The sequence below is a fragment of the Limnohabitans rimovensis (SeqCode) genome (genome assembly GCF_965234775.1).
Lineage (GTDB): Bacteria > Pseudomonadota > Gammaproteobacteria > Burkholderiales > Burkholderiaceae_C > Limnohabitans > Limnohabitans rimovensis.
Map to the genome: position 1 here is coordinate 315,911 of NZ_OZ248562.1, position 15,219 is coordinate 331,129.

General features: G+C 60.7%; 9 protein-coding genes. 6 read left to right on the forward strand and 3 right to left on the reverse strand.

The window, feature by feature from the left end; translation table 11 throughout:
• Positions 1-165 precede the first annotated feature (165 nt).
• Together AC8GFZ_RS01575 and parC are read left to right on the forward strand one after the other, a co-directional pair.
• A complete protein-coding gene (locus AC8GFZ_RS01575; RefSeq protein WP_506641673.1) occupies positions 166-1,392 on the forward strand; it encodes an ATP-binding protein in 1,227 nt (408 codons plus the stop codon).
• A 58-nt stretch (positions 1,393-1,450) separates the two neighbouring features.
• Complete coding sequence (parC, locus tag AC8GFZ_RS01580; RefSeq protein WP_506641675.1) at positions 1,451-3,802, forward strand: DNA topoisomerase IV subunit A; 2,352 nt, start codon at positions 1,451-1,453, stop codon at positions 3,800-3,802.
• Positions 3,803-3,882: 80 nt separating this feature from the next.
• Here the strand turns inward: parC and AC8GFZ_RS01585 are convergent, their stop codons facing one another.
• A complete protein-coding gene (locus tag AC8GFZ_RS01585; RefSeq protein WP_506641678.1) occupies positions 3,883-4,350 on the reverse strand; it encodes a RidA family protein in 468 nt (155 codons plus the stop codon).
• Positions 4,351-4,473: 123 nt separating this feature from the next.
• On the opposite strand from AC8GFZ_RS01585, the gene AC8GFZ_RS01590 reads away from it, so the two are divergent.
• On the forward strand, positions 4,474-4,932 hold the full coding sequence (locus tag AC8GFZ_RS01590; protein WP_506641680.1) for a surface-adhesin E family protein: 459 nt from the start codon (positions 4,474-4,476) through the stop codon (positions 4,930-4,932).
• Positions 4,933-4,990: 58 nt separating this feature from the next.
• Positions 4,991-7,417 (forward strand): DNA internalization-related competence protein ComEC/Rec2, encoded by a 2,427-nt coding sequence (locus AC8GFZ_RS01595; RefSeq protein ID WP_506641682.1) that lies wholly within the window; start codon positions 4,991-4,993, stop codon positions 7,415-7,417.
• Here AC8GFZ_RS01595 and cphA read toward each other — a convergent pair whose 3' ends face one another.
• Together cphA and AC8GFZ_RS01605 are read right to left on the reverse strand one after the other, a co-directional pair.
• The gene (gene cphA, locus AC8GFZ_RS01600) at positions 7,418-10,009 is read right to left on the reverse strand and encodes a cyanophycin synthetase (protein WP_506641684.1); all 2,592 of its coding nucleotides are present in this window, start codon (positions 10,007-10,009) and stop codon (positions 7,418-7,420) included. It abuts the gene before it with no gap.
• Positions 10,009-12,213, reverse strand: a complete 2,205-nt coding sequence (locus tag AC8GFZ_RS01605; RefSeq protein WP_506641686.1) for a cyanophycin synthetase — start codon at positions 12,211-12,213, stop codon at positions 10,009-10,011. Before AC8GFZ_RS01605 ends, cphA begins: the two co-directional genes overlap by 1 nt.
• 159 nt (positions 12,214-12,372) lie before the next feature.
• On the opposite strand from AC8GFZ_RS01605, the gene AC8GFZ_RS01610 reads away from it, so the two are divergent.
• Complete coding sequence (locus AC8GFZ_RS01610; protein WP_506641688.1) at positions 12,373-14,652, forward strand: cyanophycin metabolism-associated ABC transporter; 2,280 nt, start codon at positions 12,373-12,375, stop codon at positions 14,650-14,652.
• Positions 14,649-15,179, forward strand: coding sequence for a cyanophycin metabolism-associated DUF1854 family protein (locus AC8GFZ_RS01615; protein WP_506641690.1), 531 nt, complete (start codon positions 14,649-14,651; stop codon positions 15,177-15,179). The genes AC8GFZ_RS01610 and AC8GFZ_RS01615 overlap by 4 nt, the downstream gene beginning before the upstream one ends.
• Positions 15,180-15,219 lie beyond the last annotated feature (40 nt).

A 15,219-nucleotide genomic window follows, 5' to 3' on the forward strand; every position in this document is an offset into this window, starting at 1 on the left:
CTCTTTTTTATTCATTTTTTGATCCCTTTTTGAAATTAACCGAGAAATTTCGTACTTAAGGTACTGAAATTCACGGTTATGTACCCGCGAAACGCTTTTCATCACCTGCAAAGCTTGTGGCTAGATATAATGCATATTTAAAGAAAGACTTTAAAATTTCTCGATATGTATGCGCGTCTTGGTTCAGAACGACTCCACTATTTGGCCCGCCAGTTTCCGGCGGTGCTGATTTTGGGGGCGCGCCAGGTGGGCAAGACCACGCTGGCGCGTTTGGCATTTGCCGATCACCGCTACATCGATTTGGAAGATCCCAATACGCGTGCGCTGTTTGCCCAAGACCCGCGTTTTGCGCTGGATGCTCGGCAAGAGGCACCAGGCTTGGTGTTGGACGAAGCGCAGCGTTTACCAGCATTGTTTGATGCTTTGCGCGGAGCGATTGACGCAGATCGCCAGCGCATGGGGCGCTTTGTGTTGCTGGGTTCGGCGCAGCCTGCGCTGGTGCAAAAAGTGGCCGAGAGTCTGGCGGGGCGTGTGGGGATTTTGGAATTGCCACCGTTGACGGTCATGGAGGCCCAAAGTGGCGACCATCCCATCACCGACCATCGCCAGTTGTGGCTGTCTGGGGGCTTTCCCGATGCGATGGGGGCCCCAGCGCGGGGTGGGCACTTTCGGGAATGGTGGGAGGCCTACTTGCGAACTTATGTGGAGCGCGATTTGCCGGCCATGGGCATGAGCGCTGACCCGATTCTGATGCGCAAACTGCTCACCATGTTGGCGCATGCCCAAGGCGGCGTTGCCAATTTGAGTCAATTTGCCGCAGCGCTGGGCCATTCGCAGCCCACCATCGCTCGCTGTGTGGACATACTGGAGCGCAGTTTTTTGCTGCGGCGCTTAACGCCTTACTTTCGCAATGTGGGCAAACGATTGGTGAAAGCCCCCAAACTCTATTTGCGCGATACCGGACTGTTACACCACTTGCTGAACATTGATTCGCTGGACACTTTGGACAGTCACCCGATTCGTGGTGCGAGTTGGGAGACTTTTGTCATGGAAGACATGTTGCGTCGAGAGGCGTTGGCGCATCCGCACAGCATGCCGCATTTTTGGCGCACGGCGGGTGGCGCTGAGGCAGACCTCTTGCTTGATCGCGGGGATGCTTTGCATGTGCTCGAGATCAAAACCGCACGCGCTACCTCGCCCTATTTGGCCCGTGGTCTACGTGCCATCATGCAAGACACGGGGGCTATCAGCGCCACGGTGATCGACCAAGGGCAAGGCACCGATCCGCTGGCGCAGGGTGTGAGCCGAGTGGGGTTTGAGATTGCGAAAAATTGGCTGCCTTTTGGACTGCCAGCAGCAAACCCGCTGCTCAATACAATGCCGAACGAATGAGAACGCCCAGTCTTAGGGCCACCTTTAGATGAATAAAAAAAATGGATGTTGAACAACGATGACGGATGCAGTGACCCCCGATCTCTCCGACGCCGAATCCGACGACGGCATTGCCTTAGGGCACTACGCCCAACGCGCTTACCTGGAATACGCCTTGAGCGTGGTCAAGGGCCGCGCTTTGCCCGATGTGTGCGACGGCCAAAAGCCGGTGCAGCGGCGCATTTTGTATTCCATGTCGCGCATGGGTTTGGGCTTTGGCGGCCCCAATGGCGCAGTAGGCGCTCGGCCTGTGAAAAGCGCCCGTGTGGTGGGCGATGTGCTGGGTCGCTACCACCCGCATGGCGACAGCGCGGCGTATGAAGCGCTGGTGCGCATGGCGCAAGATTTTTCCCAGCGTTACCCGCTGATTGACGGTCAAGGCAACTTTGGCTCGCGTGATGGTGACGGCGCGGCGGCCATGCGCTACACCGAGGCACGCTTGGCCCGCATCACCAGTTTGTTGTTGGATGAAATCGACGAAGGCACGGTGGACTTTCAGCCCAACTACGACGGCTCCACCGAAGAGCCCAAGCAGTTGCCTGCCCGTTTGCCGTTTGCCTTGCTCAATGGCGCCAGCGGCATTGCGGTGGGCATGGCGACGGAAATCCCCAGCCACAACCTGCGCGAAGTGGCCGATGCCTGTGTCGCGCTGATCAAAAACCCCAAGCTTTCACACGCCGAGTTGCTGCAAATTTTGCCTGGCCCCGACTACCCCGGTGGCGGGCAAATCATCAGCAGCGACGCCGATATTTCAGACGCTTACGCCACAGGGCGCGGCTCGCTCAAGGTGCGTGCGCGTTGGGTGATTGAAGACTTGGCCCGTGGCCAATGGCAGTTGGTGGTGAACGAATTGCCCCCCGGTGTCAGCAGCCAAAAAGTGTTGGAAGAAATTGAAGAACTGACCAACCCCAAGGTCAAGACCGGCAAAAAAGCGCTGAGCCCAGAGCAAACCATGCTCAAAGCCACCATCTTGGCGGTGCTGGATGGGGTGCGAGATGAGTCCAGCAAAGACGCGCCGGTGCGTTTGGTGTTCGAGCCCAAAACCCGCACGATTGAACAGCAAGAACTCATCACCTCTTTGTTGGCGCACACCAGCTTGGAAAGCTCCTCGTCCATCAACCTGACCATGGTCGGTTTGGACGGCCGCCCGGTGCCCAAGACCTTGCGCCAAATGCTGGAAGAGTGGATTGCCTTCAGGCAAACCACCGTGCAGCGAAGATCGCAATACCGTTTGGACAAGGTGCTGGCGCGTATCCATATTTTGGAAGGCCGCCAGTTGGTGTTGCTCAACATCGACGAGGTGATTCGCATCATCCGCCACAGCGACGAACCCAAGCCTGCATTGATCGAACGCTTCAAACTGAGCGAGCGCCAAGCCGACGATATTTTGGACATCCGCTTGCGCCAATTGGCGCGATTGGAAGCCATCAAGATCGAGCAAGAACTCAAAGAGTTGCGCGAAGAGCAGGGCCGTTTGGAAGACATTTTGGGCAGCGCCACCTCGCTGCGCCGCTTGATGGTGAAAGAGATCGAAGCCGACGCCAAAACCTTTGCCGATGCGCGCCGCACCCTGATCCAAGAAGAGAAAAAAGCCGTGGCTGAAGTCAAGGTGATTGACGAACCCGTCACCGTGGTGCTGTCTGCCAAGGGTTGGGTGCGTGCCCGCACCGGCCACGGCCACGACCCGTTGGGCTTTGCCTTTAAAGCGGGTGACGAGTTGTACGACACCTTCGAGTGCCGCACAGTGGACCAACTGATTGCCTTTGGCTCCAATGGGCGGGTGTACTCGGTGCCGGTGGCGCAGCTGCCTGGTGCGCGGGGTGACGGCCAACCCGTTACCACCTTGGTGGACGTGGAAGCCGGTACGCAACTGGTGCATTACTTTGCAGGGCCTGGCACGCTCACCTTGTTGCTCAGCGGCTCGGGCGGTTATGGTTTTGTGTGTTGCATCGACAACTTGATTTCCCGCAACAAAGGCGGCAAGGCTTTCATCAGTCTGGGCGAGGGCGAAACCTTCTGCTGCCCGTCCTTGGTGGGCGGCGGCAACGGCGAAACACTGCTGCCCATCGCCACCCATGTGGCCTGTGCTTCCACCGGTGGGCGCATCTTGACCTTTGCCATCAGCGAACTCAAAGCCATGGAAAAAGGCGGCAGGGGTTTGATGCTGATCGACTTGGAAGACAAAGACAGCTTGGCCGGTGCCGCGGCTTACACCCGCAGCGTGTGCATTGTGGGCGTGGGGCGTGGCGGTAAAGACCGTGAGGAAACATTGGAAATCAGAAGTCTCAACAACGCCATGCTGGTGCGCGGGCGCAAGGGCAAGGCGGCCGATTTGGGCTTCAAGCCCAATGCCGTGAGGCGGGTCCTTTAAGGGGTCTTGACCTGGTGCGCCCCTGGCCTCACACCAATGACACCCGAAAGGCTTGGGACAAACTGATCCAGGGCCGCTGGTCAGCCCAACTCGGCGATGAGTTCGATTTCCACGCAAGCCCCCATGGGCAACTGGGCCACGCCAAAGGCACTGCGGGCGTGGGCGCTGCGCGGTCCAAACACCTGGGCCAGCAGTTCGCTGCAGCCATTGGTCACCAGGTGTTGCTCGGTGAAGGTGGGCGTGGAGTTGACCAGGCTGAGCACTTTGACAATCCGTTTCACATCTTCCAAAGTTTTGCCTTGCGATTGGCAGGCCGCTTGCAAGGTGCCGATGAGGTCAATGGCGATGGACCGCGCAGCGGCTTGGCCGGTGGCGGTGTCCGTGTTCAGGCCGAGTTGACCTACCCAAGGCTTACCGTCTTGGCGCGCAATATGACCACTCAAAAACACCAAATTTCCAGTGATGGCAAAGGGCACATAGGCCGCAGCGGGCGTGGCCACGGGCGGCAAAGTGATGTTCAATTCGGCGAGTCGTTGAGCGACGGACATGCGGGTCTCCAAGGGGTTTTCAGGCGATTGCGCAGTGTAGCGGCCAAGGTCCAGCCCAGTCTGGCTTTTAGACATGGAATGTGGACACTCAAGAAAACCTGGCTTGGTGCCGATACACCTGGCATGAACACCCAGATCACCTTTTCCCAATGGGCCACCCGCCGTGTTTCAGCGCTTGGGGTGGCCGGCGCTTTGCTTTTTTTGTGGGGTGTGGGCACGGCCCACGCCGAATGGACCCCGTTGGAAAAAACCGAGCAATTGGCCCACTTTTTTGACAAAGACTCGGTCAAAGCCGCGCACGTCACCCGATATGCCTGGACCTTGACCGAGTTGGCCGATGTCTTGACCAATACCGGCACACCAGGGGCGGCCGCTGCGCCCAAGGTCAAGTCAACCCTCACGCGCTGGCGGGTGCATTGCATCACCGACATGGTGGCCCGTTTGTCGGTCAGCTTTTACGAGCAACCCCAGGGCAAGGGTGCGCCGCTGTCGAGCCAAGACGAAACCGAATGGCGGGTGCGCGAAACCCCCATCCGACCAGGTTCGGTTCAGGCTTTGCTGAAAAAAGAAGTTTGTCAGTAATTAAAAAGAGGTAAATTCGTTCTCTCGTGGGGCTTGTATCGCCCCGTTGGGAGGGCGCATGAACCCAAGCCGCGGCACAGACCGCATCACCCCGGCGGCCCTGGCGTGTGTCGCCGCCAGCGCCGCTCACCTTTGGCACCAACCGCTGTGGCCTATCTGGGCTTATGCCATCTGCGCCTTGATGGCCTTGGTGGCGCTGCTCTGGGGCGGGCGCCTCCTCAAGCGTTGGCCGGGCTGTGGGTGGTTGCCCGTGTTTTTTTCGGTCTGGGGTCTGGTGTTTGCTTTGGCGGGCATGCGTGCCGTGTGGCATGCCGAACGCTTGCTGGCACCGGATTTGGAGGGGCGCGACCTCACCGTGGTCGGCGTGGTGTCGGCCTTGCCCCAGCGCACCGAAGACAGCCTGCGTTTTCGCTTGGCCATCGAGACGGCCGAATGGCAAGGTCAGCGCGTGAAGGCCCCCCCCGAGGTGCTGTTGGGTTGGTATGCTGGTCGTTGGGGCCTGCAAGACCACGCCAGCATTCCCGCTTTGCGGGCCGGGGAGCGCTGGCGCATGGTGGTGCGGCTCAAGCAGCCCCACGGTCAAGTCAATCCCCACGGCTTTGACTTTGAGCTGTGGATGTGGGGGCAGGGCTTGGGGGCCACGGGCTATGTGCGCGCGGGCCGCCATGACCCGACACCTGTTCGATTGGAAGCCACGTGGCAATACGGCGTGGCGCAATGGCGGCAGTGGATGCGCGATCGGGTGCAAGCGCGCATCGCCGATCCCCAGTGGTCGGGCTTGATCAGTGCCTTGCTCATGGGCGACCAGGGCAGCATCGAACGCGCCGATTGGGACGTGTTTCGCGCCACGGGCGTGGCCCATTTGGTGAGCATTTCAGGTCTGCATGTGACCATGTTTGCTTGGCTGTGTGGCGGGTTGGTGCGCTGGGCTTGGCGGCGCAGTGACCTGTGGGGGCCTTCGTGGTGTTTGCGGGTGCCCGCTGATCAAGCTGCGCGCTGGGCGGGCTTGGGGCTGGCCGTGTTGTATGCACTGTTCAGCGGGTGGGGCATTCCCGCGCAACGCACGATTTGGATGCTCACCTGGGTCACGGTCTTGGCGGCCACGGGGCGGCGTTGGCCTTGGCCCCAGGTGTGGCTCAGCGCCTGTGCCTGGGTGTTGTTGGCCGATCCCTCGGCCTTGGGGCAAGCCGGTTTTTGGCTCAGCTTTGTTGCGGTGGGTGTGCTGTTTGCCACCGGGCAAGGGCCTCCCCAAACCAACCAGGATCTGTCATGGGCACAGCGCTTGTGGCGGCTGTGGCGCGAGCAACTGGCGATCACCTTGTGCCTCGCACCTTTGAGTTTGTGGCTGTTTCAACAGGTGTCCGTGGTGGGTTTGCTGGCCAATGCCGTGGCCATTCCTTGGGTGACCTTGTGGGTCACTCCCTTGTGTTTGCTGGGTGCGTTTGTGCCGGTGGCATGGGATGTGGCGTCGGTGTCTTTGCAGGCCTTGGTGGCCGGTTTGAACATCTTGGCTGCCTGGCCAGGTGCCGTGTGGAGCACACCAGCACCAGCTGCTTGGGCCAGTGCGGCGGCCACCTTGGGCAGCTTGATGTTGGCCATGCGCTTGCCGGTGGTGCTGCGCGCCATGGGCTTGCCATTGATGGCCCCGGCCTTGCTGTGGACCGTTCCCGGTCCTGCGCCGGCAGAGGTGGAGGTGTGGTTTCCCGACATTGGCCAGGGCCATGCGGTGCTGGTGCGCACCGCCCACCATGCTTTGTTGTTTGATGCGGGGCCCCGCTACTCGCGCGAGACCGATGCGGGTCAACGCGTTTTGCTGCCTTTGCTGCGCGCCTGGGGTTTGCGTTTGGACGCCCTGGTGCTGAGCCATTCGGACAGCGATCACATTGGTGGCGCACCTGCGGTGTTGCAAATGAACCCGAGCATGCCCTGGTGGGGATCCTTGCCGCCATCGCACCCCTTGCACCAATCGCGTCCTGGTCAAGCCTGTCTAGCCGGTGTGGGCTGGGACTGGGATGGGGTGCGGTTTGAATTCCTGCACCCCTGGGATGTCAGCCCCAGCGAACGCGCCAAACCCAACACCCTGAGTTGTGTGCTCAAGGTGCAAGCCCAGGGCGGATCGGTGCTGCTCACCGGTGACATCGAGGCGGCGCAAGAAAAGGCCTTGGTCAGCAACGAGCCTGCGGGGGGCGATGGGGCATCGCGCTTGCGCGCCGATGTGCTGTTGGTGCCCCACCACGGCAGCAACACCTCTTCGACAACCGAGTTTTTAGCAGCAGTGGCGCCGCGGTGGGCCTGGGTGCAAGCCGGGTACCGCAACCGCTATGGCCACCCCACGACAGCGGTGATGGCGCGCTATCAAGCGCAAGGCATCACGGTGTTGGAGAGTGTGCGCTGTGGTGCAGGCCGGTGGCGTTCAGCGCAGCCCGACCAAGTGCATTGCGAACGCGAGGCCCAGGCACGTTATTGGCACCACCAGGTGCCTTGATCAGTGCTCGCTCAAGGCGCTGCGGTTTTCTTGCACGCGCCGGGTGATGTGGGCCAAGGCTTCTTCGATCTGGTCGATCAAAATCAAGCACAGGTCGCCAGGGGTGAGCCGGTCGATGGCGGCATCGATGGCGGTGAATTCGCCGCGGATTTCTTCGATGTGGCTGGTGCGGCGCGCGCCGTCCAAACCTTGGCGCAACAGGGCCAACACCTCGCCGTCGGCACGGCCGCGTTGGCAGGCGTCTTGGAACAGCACCACGTCGTCAAAGGCTTCACCAATGATGCGGGTTTGTTGGCGGATGTCTTCGTCGCGCCGGTCGCCCGCACCACTGATGACCACGCTGCGCCGATTGGCGGGCAAATTGGTCACAGCCTGCACCAAGGCCTTGATGGCGTCTGGGTTGTGGCCGTAGTCGGCGATCAAAGTGGCCCCTTTGTAATCAAACACATTGAAGCGGCCCGGAACTGCCATGGCGTCGCTGACAAAGGTGGACAAACCGCGCGCAATGGTGGCCCAGGGAATGGCGCTGGCCCAGGCCGCAGCCACCGATGCCATGGCGTTTTCAATCTGAAAACCAATGGCCCCCGAGCGGGTCAGGGGGATATGCGACAAGGGAATGCGAATTTCGAATTTGCCCTCGGCAGCGACGAGTTGATCGTCTTCGACAAACAACACCCGCTTGCCTTGGGCGCGGTGGGTGGTCAGGGTGGGTTGGTGCGGGTCAAGCGCAAAAAACGTCACTTGACCGGGGCAGCTGCTGGCCATGGACGCCACCATGGGATCTGCCGCATTCAGCACGGCCATGCCACTGGTGGCGACGTTTTGCACAATCATGCGCTTGAGCACCGCCAAGTCTTCAACCGTGGTGATGTAGTTCAAGCCCAAATGGTCGCCCATGCCGATATTGGTGACCACCGCCACGCTGCAGCGGTCAAAGGCCAAGCCTTCGCGCAGCATGCCACCACGGGCGGTTTCGAGCACCGCCGCATCCACATGGGGGTGCATGAGCACATTGCGCGCACTGCGCGGGCCGCTGCAGTCGCCGCTGTCGATTTGCCGCCCTTGTACATACACGCCATCGGTGTTGGTCATGCCCACGCGCAAGCCGTGGGTGCGCAGCAGGTGGGCGGTGAGCCGCACGGTGGTGGTTTTGCCGTTGGTGCCGGTGACGGCAATCACGGGGATGCGGCCATCATCGCCTGGGGCATACAACATCGACATGATGGCTTTGCCCACATCACGGCCTTTGCCATAAGAGGGCTGCAAATGCATGCGCAGGCCAGGCGCGGCGTTGACCTCGACCACACCCCCGCATTGGTCTTCCAGCGGGCGCAGCACCGATTCGCAAACAATGTCCACGCCGCACACATCCAGCCCAACCATTTGCGCGGCTGCAATGGCGCGCGCTGCCACCTCGGGGTGCACGTCATCGGTCACATCTGTGGCCGTGCCGCCGGTGGACAGGTTGGCGTTGTTGCGCAATATCACCCGCACCCCTTTGCCGGGCACCGATTGGGCATTCAAGCCTTGGTCTTTGAGGCGCGCCAGGGCCACTTCGTCAAAGCGAATTTTGGTCAGCGAGGTCGAGTGTCCCTCACCCCGGCGTGGATCGGCATTGACCCGCTCAACCAGTTCGCTCACGGTGTGCTGGCCGTCACCAATCACCAGGGGAGGTTCGCGGCGTGCTGCGGCCACCAATTTGTCACCCACCACCAATAAGCGGTAGTCGCTGCCGGGCAAAAAGCGCTCCACCATCACCTCATCGCGGAATTTGGCGGCATTGTGGAAGGCCGCTTCGATTTCTTCGCGGGTGCTGATGTTGACCGTGACGCCCTTGCCTTGGTTGCCGTCGCGCGGTTTGACCACCACGGGTGTGCCAATGGCTTGTGCCGCAGCCCATGCATCGTTGGCGTCCAGCACCGGTCGACCTTGGGGCACCGGTACGCCAGCGGCGTTCAACAGCTTCTTGGTCAGGTCTTTGTCTTGCGCAATGGCTTCGGCGATGGCGCTGCTGGAATCGGTTTCTGCGGCTTGGATGCGGCGTTGTTTGCTGCCCCAACCAAATTGCACCATGCTGCCCTCGGTGAGGCGGCGGTAAGGAATGCCACGCACCAACGCCGCGTCGACGATGGAGCTGGTGGATGGGCCCAAGCGAATGTCTTCGTCCAGGGCGCTCAGTTGCGCGAGGGCTGCATCAATATCGAAAGTCGTGTTGTCCCAAGCCGCTTGGCACAGGGCCTGCGCCAACTCCAGGGCCAGTCGACCCACGTCTTCTTCGGTGTATTCGACCACCACTTGGTACATGCCCGCTTCGGGTGTGAGGCTGGTGCGGCTGAAGGTCACGGGGCAGCCGGCTGCTATTTGCATGTGCAAGGTGGCGTCTTCAATGGCGTGGGCCATGCTGAGGACTGCGCCTTGTTGGGTGGTGCGCAACTGGCCCAAGCCTGGAAACAAGTGGCGCAAGCGTTGCTCAAAATCGGGCACTGTGGTCAAGTCGCATTCTTGGTTTTGGCACAGGACCATGGCCTCAATGGCGGTGTGGCGTGTCCACAGATTGGGGCCGCGCAGGGCGCGGATGTGTGAGATGTCCATCAGGCTTTCATCCTTGCTTTTTCTTGGGATTCGGATTCGGTTTTTTGGCGGAAATTTTTCAAGCCCGCCCGCATCAGCGTGGGGGTGACACCCAGCGACCAGGCGCAGGCCACGGCGGCCAGCAGGTGCGAGACCGACATGTCCTCGTGCTTGAGCAAGCGCGCCACGGGGGCGAGGTCGAGGTGCAGCAAGGTGGTTTCTTGGTCGCCGCGCGCCAAAGTCACATGGCCTTGGCGACAAAACACCGAGCGGCGTCCTTGTCGGCGGTGTGCGCCGAGGATGGCGCTGTCAGGGTTGAGCCCGTACATCATCACTTCGCCATCGCACAGTTCTTCGAGTTCGGCCACCGCGCTGACATCGGCATTGAGCACGGCCACGCCCTCGCGCAGCACCACATCCACTTGGGTGCGCACCACTTGGCGCATGTTGTCGGCATTGGTCACATCCAGGTCTTGCAAACCTTCGAAGGACGGCATGTCGGCCACCAAGCCCACATGGCAGCGGTCGTAGGGCAAGCCTTCCAGCAAAATTTCGCGCGGTGAGGTTTCAAACACCGCGGCATCGATGCTGCGGTTGATCAGCAGCCGCTCGCCCATTTCAAAGCCGCGTGCATCTTGGGTGTCCACATGGCGCTGGTCCATGAACACGCCCAAGCTGCAAGCCATGCCGACCCGGCTGCCCGACAGGTGCAGCAACCAAGCCACCAATTGGGCCAGGCCGGCGGTGTGGCGGTGGCCCACGATGCCCACGATGGGGATGCGTCCGTTGTCTTTGGTGGGAAACAAGTGGTTGGCAATGGCTTGGCCCACCGGCCGGGCCTGGCCGATGGCAGGCTTCAAGTGCATGAGCAAGCTGGGGCCGGCGTTGACCTCGACCACCGCAGCCCCTTGTTCGTGCAAAGGGCGCGAAATGTCTTGTGCCACCAAGTCAATGCCGGCAATGTCCAGGCCAATCACCCGGGCTGCCAAGGTGACCAGTTCGGCCACTTCAGGGTGGACCAAGTCGGTCACATCGTTGCTCATGTTGCCATTGCGCTGAACGATGACGCGCCGGCCCAGGGTCGGGATGCTGTCGGCGCTCAAACCCTGGCGTTGGAGTTCGAGCACCGCAGGGGGTTGTTCATCCAGTCGGATGGTGTCCAGGGGAAAGTGTTCTTCTTCACCTCGGCGCGGGTCGGTGTTGAGTTGTTGTTCAATGAGCTGTTCGACCGTGTTCACACCGTCGCCGGTGATGCAAGCCAGCTCGCCGCGCGCTGCGGCCACCACTTTGTCGCCGACCACCAGCAAGCGGTGCTCTTCACCGCGCACATGGCGCTCCACAATCACTTGGCTGCCTTCTGCGTCGGCCACCCGCCAGGCGGCTTCGATTTCGGCTTGGCTGTTCAAGTCCAGGGCGACACCGCGCCCATGGTTGCCGTCGCTGGGTTTGATGACCACCGGCAAACCAATGTCTTGGGCCATTGCCCAAGCTTGCGCCGGGCTGTTCACGATGTGCCCTTCGGGAATGGGCACGCCGCACTGGGCCAGCAAGCGCTTGGTCAGGTCTTTGTCTCGGGAAATGCTCTCGGCCACGGCACTGGTGCGGTCGGTTTCAGCGGTCCAAATGCGGCGTTGGCGCGAGCCGTGCCCGAGTTGCACCAGGTTGCCGTCCGTCAGGCGAATGGATGGGATACCCCGCTGGGCCGCGGCATCGACAATGCTGGCCGTGCTCGGGCCGAGGCACAGCCGATCGGCCATGGCCTTGAGGCGATTGACGGTGGCAGCCACATCAAAGGCGGTGTCGTTGATGGCTGCCATCACCAAGTCACGCGCGGCCAACAAGCTGTCGTGGGCCACATCGTATTGGCGGGCACGCACCACCACTTTGTAGATGCCGCGTTGATGGGTTTCGCGGGCTTTGCCAAAACCGACTTCCAGCCCCGCCATGGTTTGCAGCTCGATGGCCACGTGTTCCATGATGTGGGCTGCCCAAGTGCCATTGAGTAAGCGTTGGAAAAACCCACCGCGCACACCCACGCTGCAGCGGTGCTCGATCATGCCGGGCAACCAGGCTTGCAAGCGATCATTGAAGCCGGGCAAGGTGTTGGAAGGGTGGTCTTCCAGGGGCCCAATGTCCACCCACATTTCGACTGCCGCACGGTAGGTCCACACATTGGGGCCACGCAAGTGGCGAGTGCTCAGGATTTGGATGTCTGGAAACGGCATGTGTACTTTGCTATCAATGGGCGGACAAGTGAACCAGACAAGGGGTGAAGAGGGGGTGGCCGTTAGAATGCAGGCCGTTGCAATGGGCTTGACACGCCAGTTGTCTTTTTAGCGCTGAAGGGCAATGCCTTGGTTGTCATTGCCGTTGATTTGTGAATCATGAAGTCCTCTTTTGAAACCCAGACTGTTGCACCGCCAGATCTGTTGTCAGATCAAAAAGCCGGGCCGTTGACAGGGCATGGTGTTGAAAACGCCTTGGCCCGTCTGGAAGTTGACTTGAGCGCGGAATTGTTTTTCCAGCGCCAAAGCTTGGTGTTGTCACCTAGGGGACTGAACCTGTTCGATGTCAGCGCGTCCCCCCCTCAGAGCCTGGGGCAGTGGCCGCTCAATGCTGGGCTGCGCATGCAGCACAGCGACCACGCGGGGGCGGGAAGCTTGGAGTTGTTGGACACCCAAGGCCGGTTGGCGCAGTGGCGCTTCACTTTGGCCCACAACCCTGACGCTTTGCGCTTTTTGGCCTTGTTTGACCAGGCCATGGCCCCTTTTCAGGCCCACGACCAGCCACGGCCAGACCGGAGCGCCCCCGATGAAGCGGACATGGCCCCGGCAGAAGAGGAGGAGGCTGAGGCGGTCGACTCGCCACCCTCGACCCTGGGCCTGTTGCGTTTGTGGCGCTTCGCCAAGCCCTACCAAGGGCATTTGTTTCTGGGGTTTTTGCTCACATTGGCCGCCACCGGCGCGAGCATGGTGCCGCCTTACCTGACCATGCCCTTGATGGACGAGGTCTTGGTGCCGTTTCAAAACGGCAAGGAGATTGAGCCCGGCATCGTGCCGTTGTACATGGCTGGCTTGTTGGCGGCGGCCTTGCTGGCCTGGGCCTTGGGCTGGGCCAAAAATTACGTGCTGGGTTTGGTTTCGGAGCGTATTGGTGCAGATTTGCGCACCACCGCCTATGAGCACTTGATGAAGCTGTCGCTGGAGTATTTTGGCGGTCGGCGCACGGGCGATTTGCTCAACCGCGTGGGCAGCGAAACCGATAACCTGTGTTTGTTTTTATCGGTGCATTTGCTGGAATTCGCCACCGATGTGTTGATGATTGTGATGACCGCGGTCATTCTCTTTTCCATCGACCCGATGCTGGCTTGGGTCACCTTGGTGCCTTTGCCTTTCATCGTGTGGTTGATCCATGTGGTGCGCGACAAATTGCGCACCGGTTTTGAAAAAGTCGGCCGCGTTTGGTCTGAGTTGACCAATGTGCTGGCCGACACCATTCCTGGCATTCGGGTGGTCAAGGCCTTTGCCCAAGAACAGCGCGAGGCCGAGCGTTTTCGCGAGGCCAACCGCCAAAACCTGCTGGTCAACGACCGCATCAATTTCGTTTGGGCTTTGTTTTCCCCCACCGTGACCTTGCTCACCGAAATTGGTTTGTTGGTGGTGTGGGCGTTTGGCATTTACCTGGTGGCACAGCACCAAGTGACCTTGGGCGTGTTGACCGCGTTTTTGGCCTACATCGGGCGCTTTTACACCCGGCTGGATTCGATGAGCCGCATCGTGGCCCATGTGCAGCGGGCGGCGGCTGGGGCCAAGCGGATTTTTGAAATTCTTGACCATGTGTCCAGCGTCCCCGAGGCGGCCAACCCCAAGCCCATGCCCGTGGTCAAGGGCCAAATTGACATCGACAACATCAATTTCCGCTACGGTAACCGCGCGGTGGTGCGCGGCTTGAGCCTGAACATTGCCCCGGGTGAAATGATTGGTTTGGTCGGACAAAGCGGTTCGGGCAAAACCACCCTGGTCAATTTGCTGTGCCGTTTTTATGATGTCAGCGATGGGGCCATCCGCATCGACGGCGTGGACATCCGCGAGCTGCGTTTGACCGATTACCGCCGCCACATCGGCCTGGTGTTGCAAGAGCCGTTTTTGTTTTTCGGCACCATCGCCGACAACATCGCTTATGGCCTGCCCCAAGCCAGCCGCGAGGAGATCGTGGCCGCCGCCCGCGCCGCGCATGCGCACGAATTCATCATGCGTTTGCCGCAAGGTTACGACTCTTTGGTGGGCGAGCGGGGCCAAGGTTTGTCCGGCGGCGAGCGCCAGCGCATCTCGATTGCCCGTGCCCTGTTGATCGATCCGCGCATTTTGATTTTGGACGAGGCCACCTCTTCAGTGGACAGCGAGACCGAACAAGAAATTCAGCGCGCCTTGGACAACTTGGTGCGCGGGCGCACCACCATCGCCATTGCCCACCGGCTCTCCACTTTGCAGCAAGCCGACCGCTTGGTGGTGCTCGAGCGCGGCCGCTTGGTCGAGCAAGGCTCGCACGCCGATCTGATGCAAAGGCAAGGGGCCTATTACCGCTTGTACGAGGCCCAGGCGCGGCAGCACGAAGCCGATCGGGTGGCCATGGCCGCTTCTTTGGCCCCGCAGGAGATGCGATGAACGCTCAAGCCACCCCGAGCGACGATTCCGCACCTGCCTTGACCCAAGCCGAGCAAGCCCCGCGTGTGCCATTTTTGCTGCGGCGAGACCCTTTTGGGGTGTGGGTGTTGCAACTCACCGATGGGGCCGTTCACGAACAGGTGGTGGTGGTGCGGGCCTTTCCCATCTCACACCCCGAATCGGGTTTTTCCATCCTCAACCGCCAAGGCCATGAATTGGTCTGGGTCGACGACCTGCAAGCCTTGGCGCCCAATGAGCGTGAGGCCTTGTTGCAAGCCGTGGCCGAGCGGGAGTTCATGCCCGAAATCGAGCGCCTGGACAAGGTCAGCGGCTTCATCGCGCCTTGCACCTGGCATGTGCAAACCAGCCGTGGACCCACCCAGTTTTTGCTCAAGGGCGAAGAGGATATTCGCCGCATGAGTGGCCAAACCTGGTTGGTCGCCGATGCTCACGGTGTGCAGTACCTGATCCGCGATTTGTCGCGCCTGGATCGCCATTCGCGCAAATTGCTCGACCGCTTCTTTTGATTTGTTGCGCGACCAGGTGTCGTGCGTGTATGTCAGGTCA

Bases quoted from the DNA above. Each gene is read 5' to 3' on its own strand.
- AC8GFZ_RS01575 (WP_506641673.1), top strand. From the start codon at position 166: ATGTATGCGCGTCTTGGTTCAGAACGACTCCACTATTTGGCCCGCCAG.
- parC (WP_506641675.1), top strand. From the start codon at position 1,451: ATGACGGATGCAGTGACCCCCGATCTCTCCGACGCCGAATCCGACGAC.
- AC8GFZ_RS01585 (WP_506641678.1), bottom strand. From the start codon at position 4,350: ATGTCCGTCGCTCAACGACTCGCCGAATTGAACATCACTTTGCCGCCC.
- AC8GFZ_RS01590 (WP_506641680.1), top strand. From the start codon at position 4,474: ATGAACACCCAGATCACCTTTTCCCAATGGGCCACCCGCCGTGTTTCA.
- AC8GFZ_RS01595 (WP_506641682.1), top strand. From the start codon at position 4,991: ATGAACCCAAGCCGCGGCACAGACCGCATCACCCCGGCGGCCCTGGCG.
- cphA (WP_506641684.1), bottom strand. From the start codon at position 10,009: ATGGACATCTCACACATCCGCGCCCTGCGCGGCCCCAATCTGTGGACA.
- AC8GFZ_RS01605 (WP_506641686.1), bottom strand. From the start codon at position 12,213: ATGCCGTTTCCAGACATCCAAATCCTGAGCACTCGCCACTTGCGTGGC.
- AC8GFZ_RS01610 (WP_506641688.1), top strand. From the start codon at position 12,373: ATGAAGTCCTCTTTTGAAACCCAGACTGTTGCACCGCCAGATCTGTTG.
- AC8GFZ_RS01615 (WP_506641690.1), top strand. From the start codon at position 14,649: ATGAACGCTCAAGCCACCCCGAGCGACGATTCCGCACCTGCCTTGACC.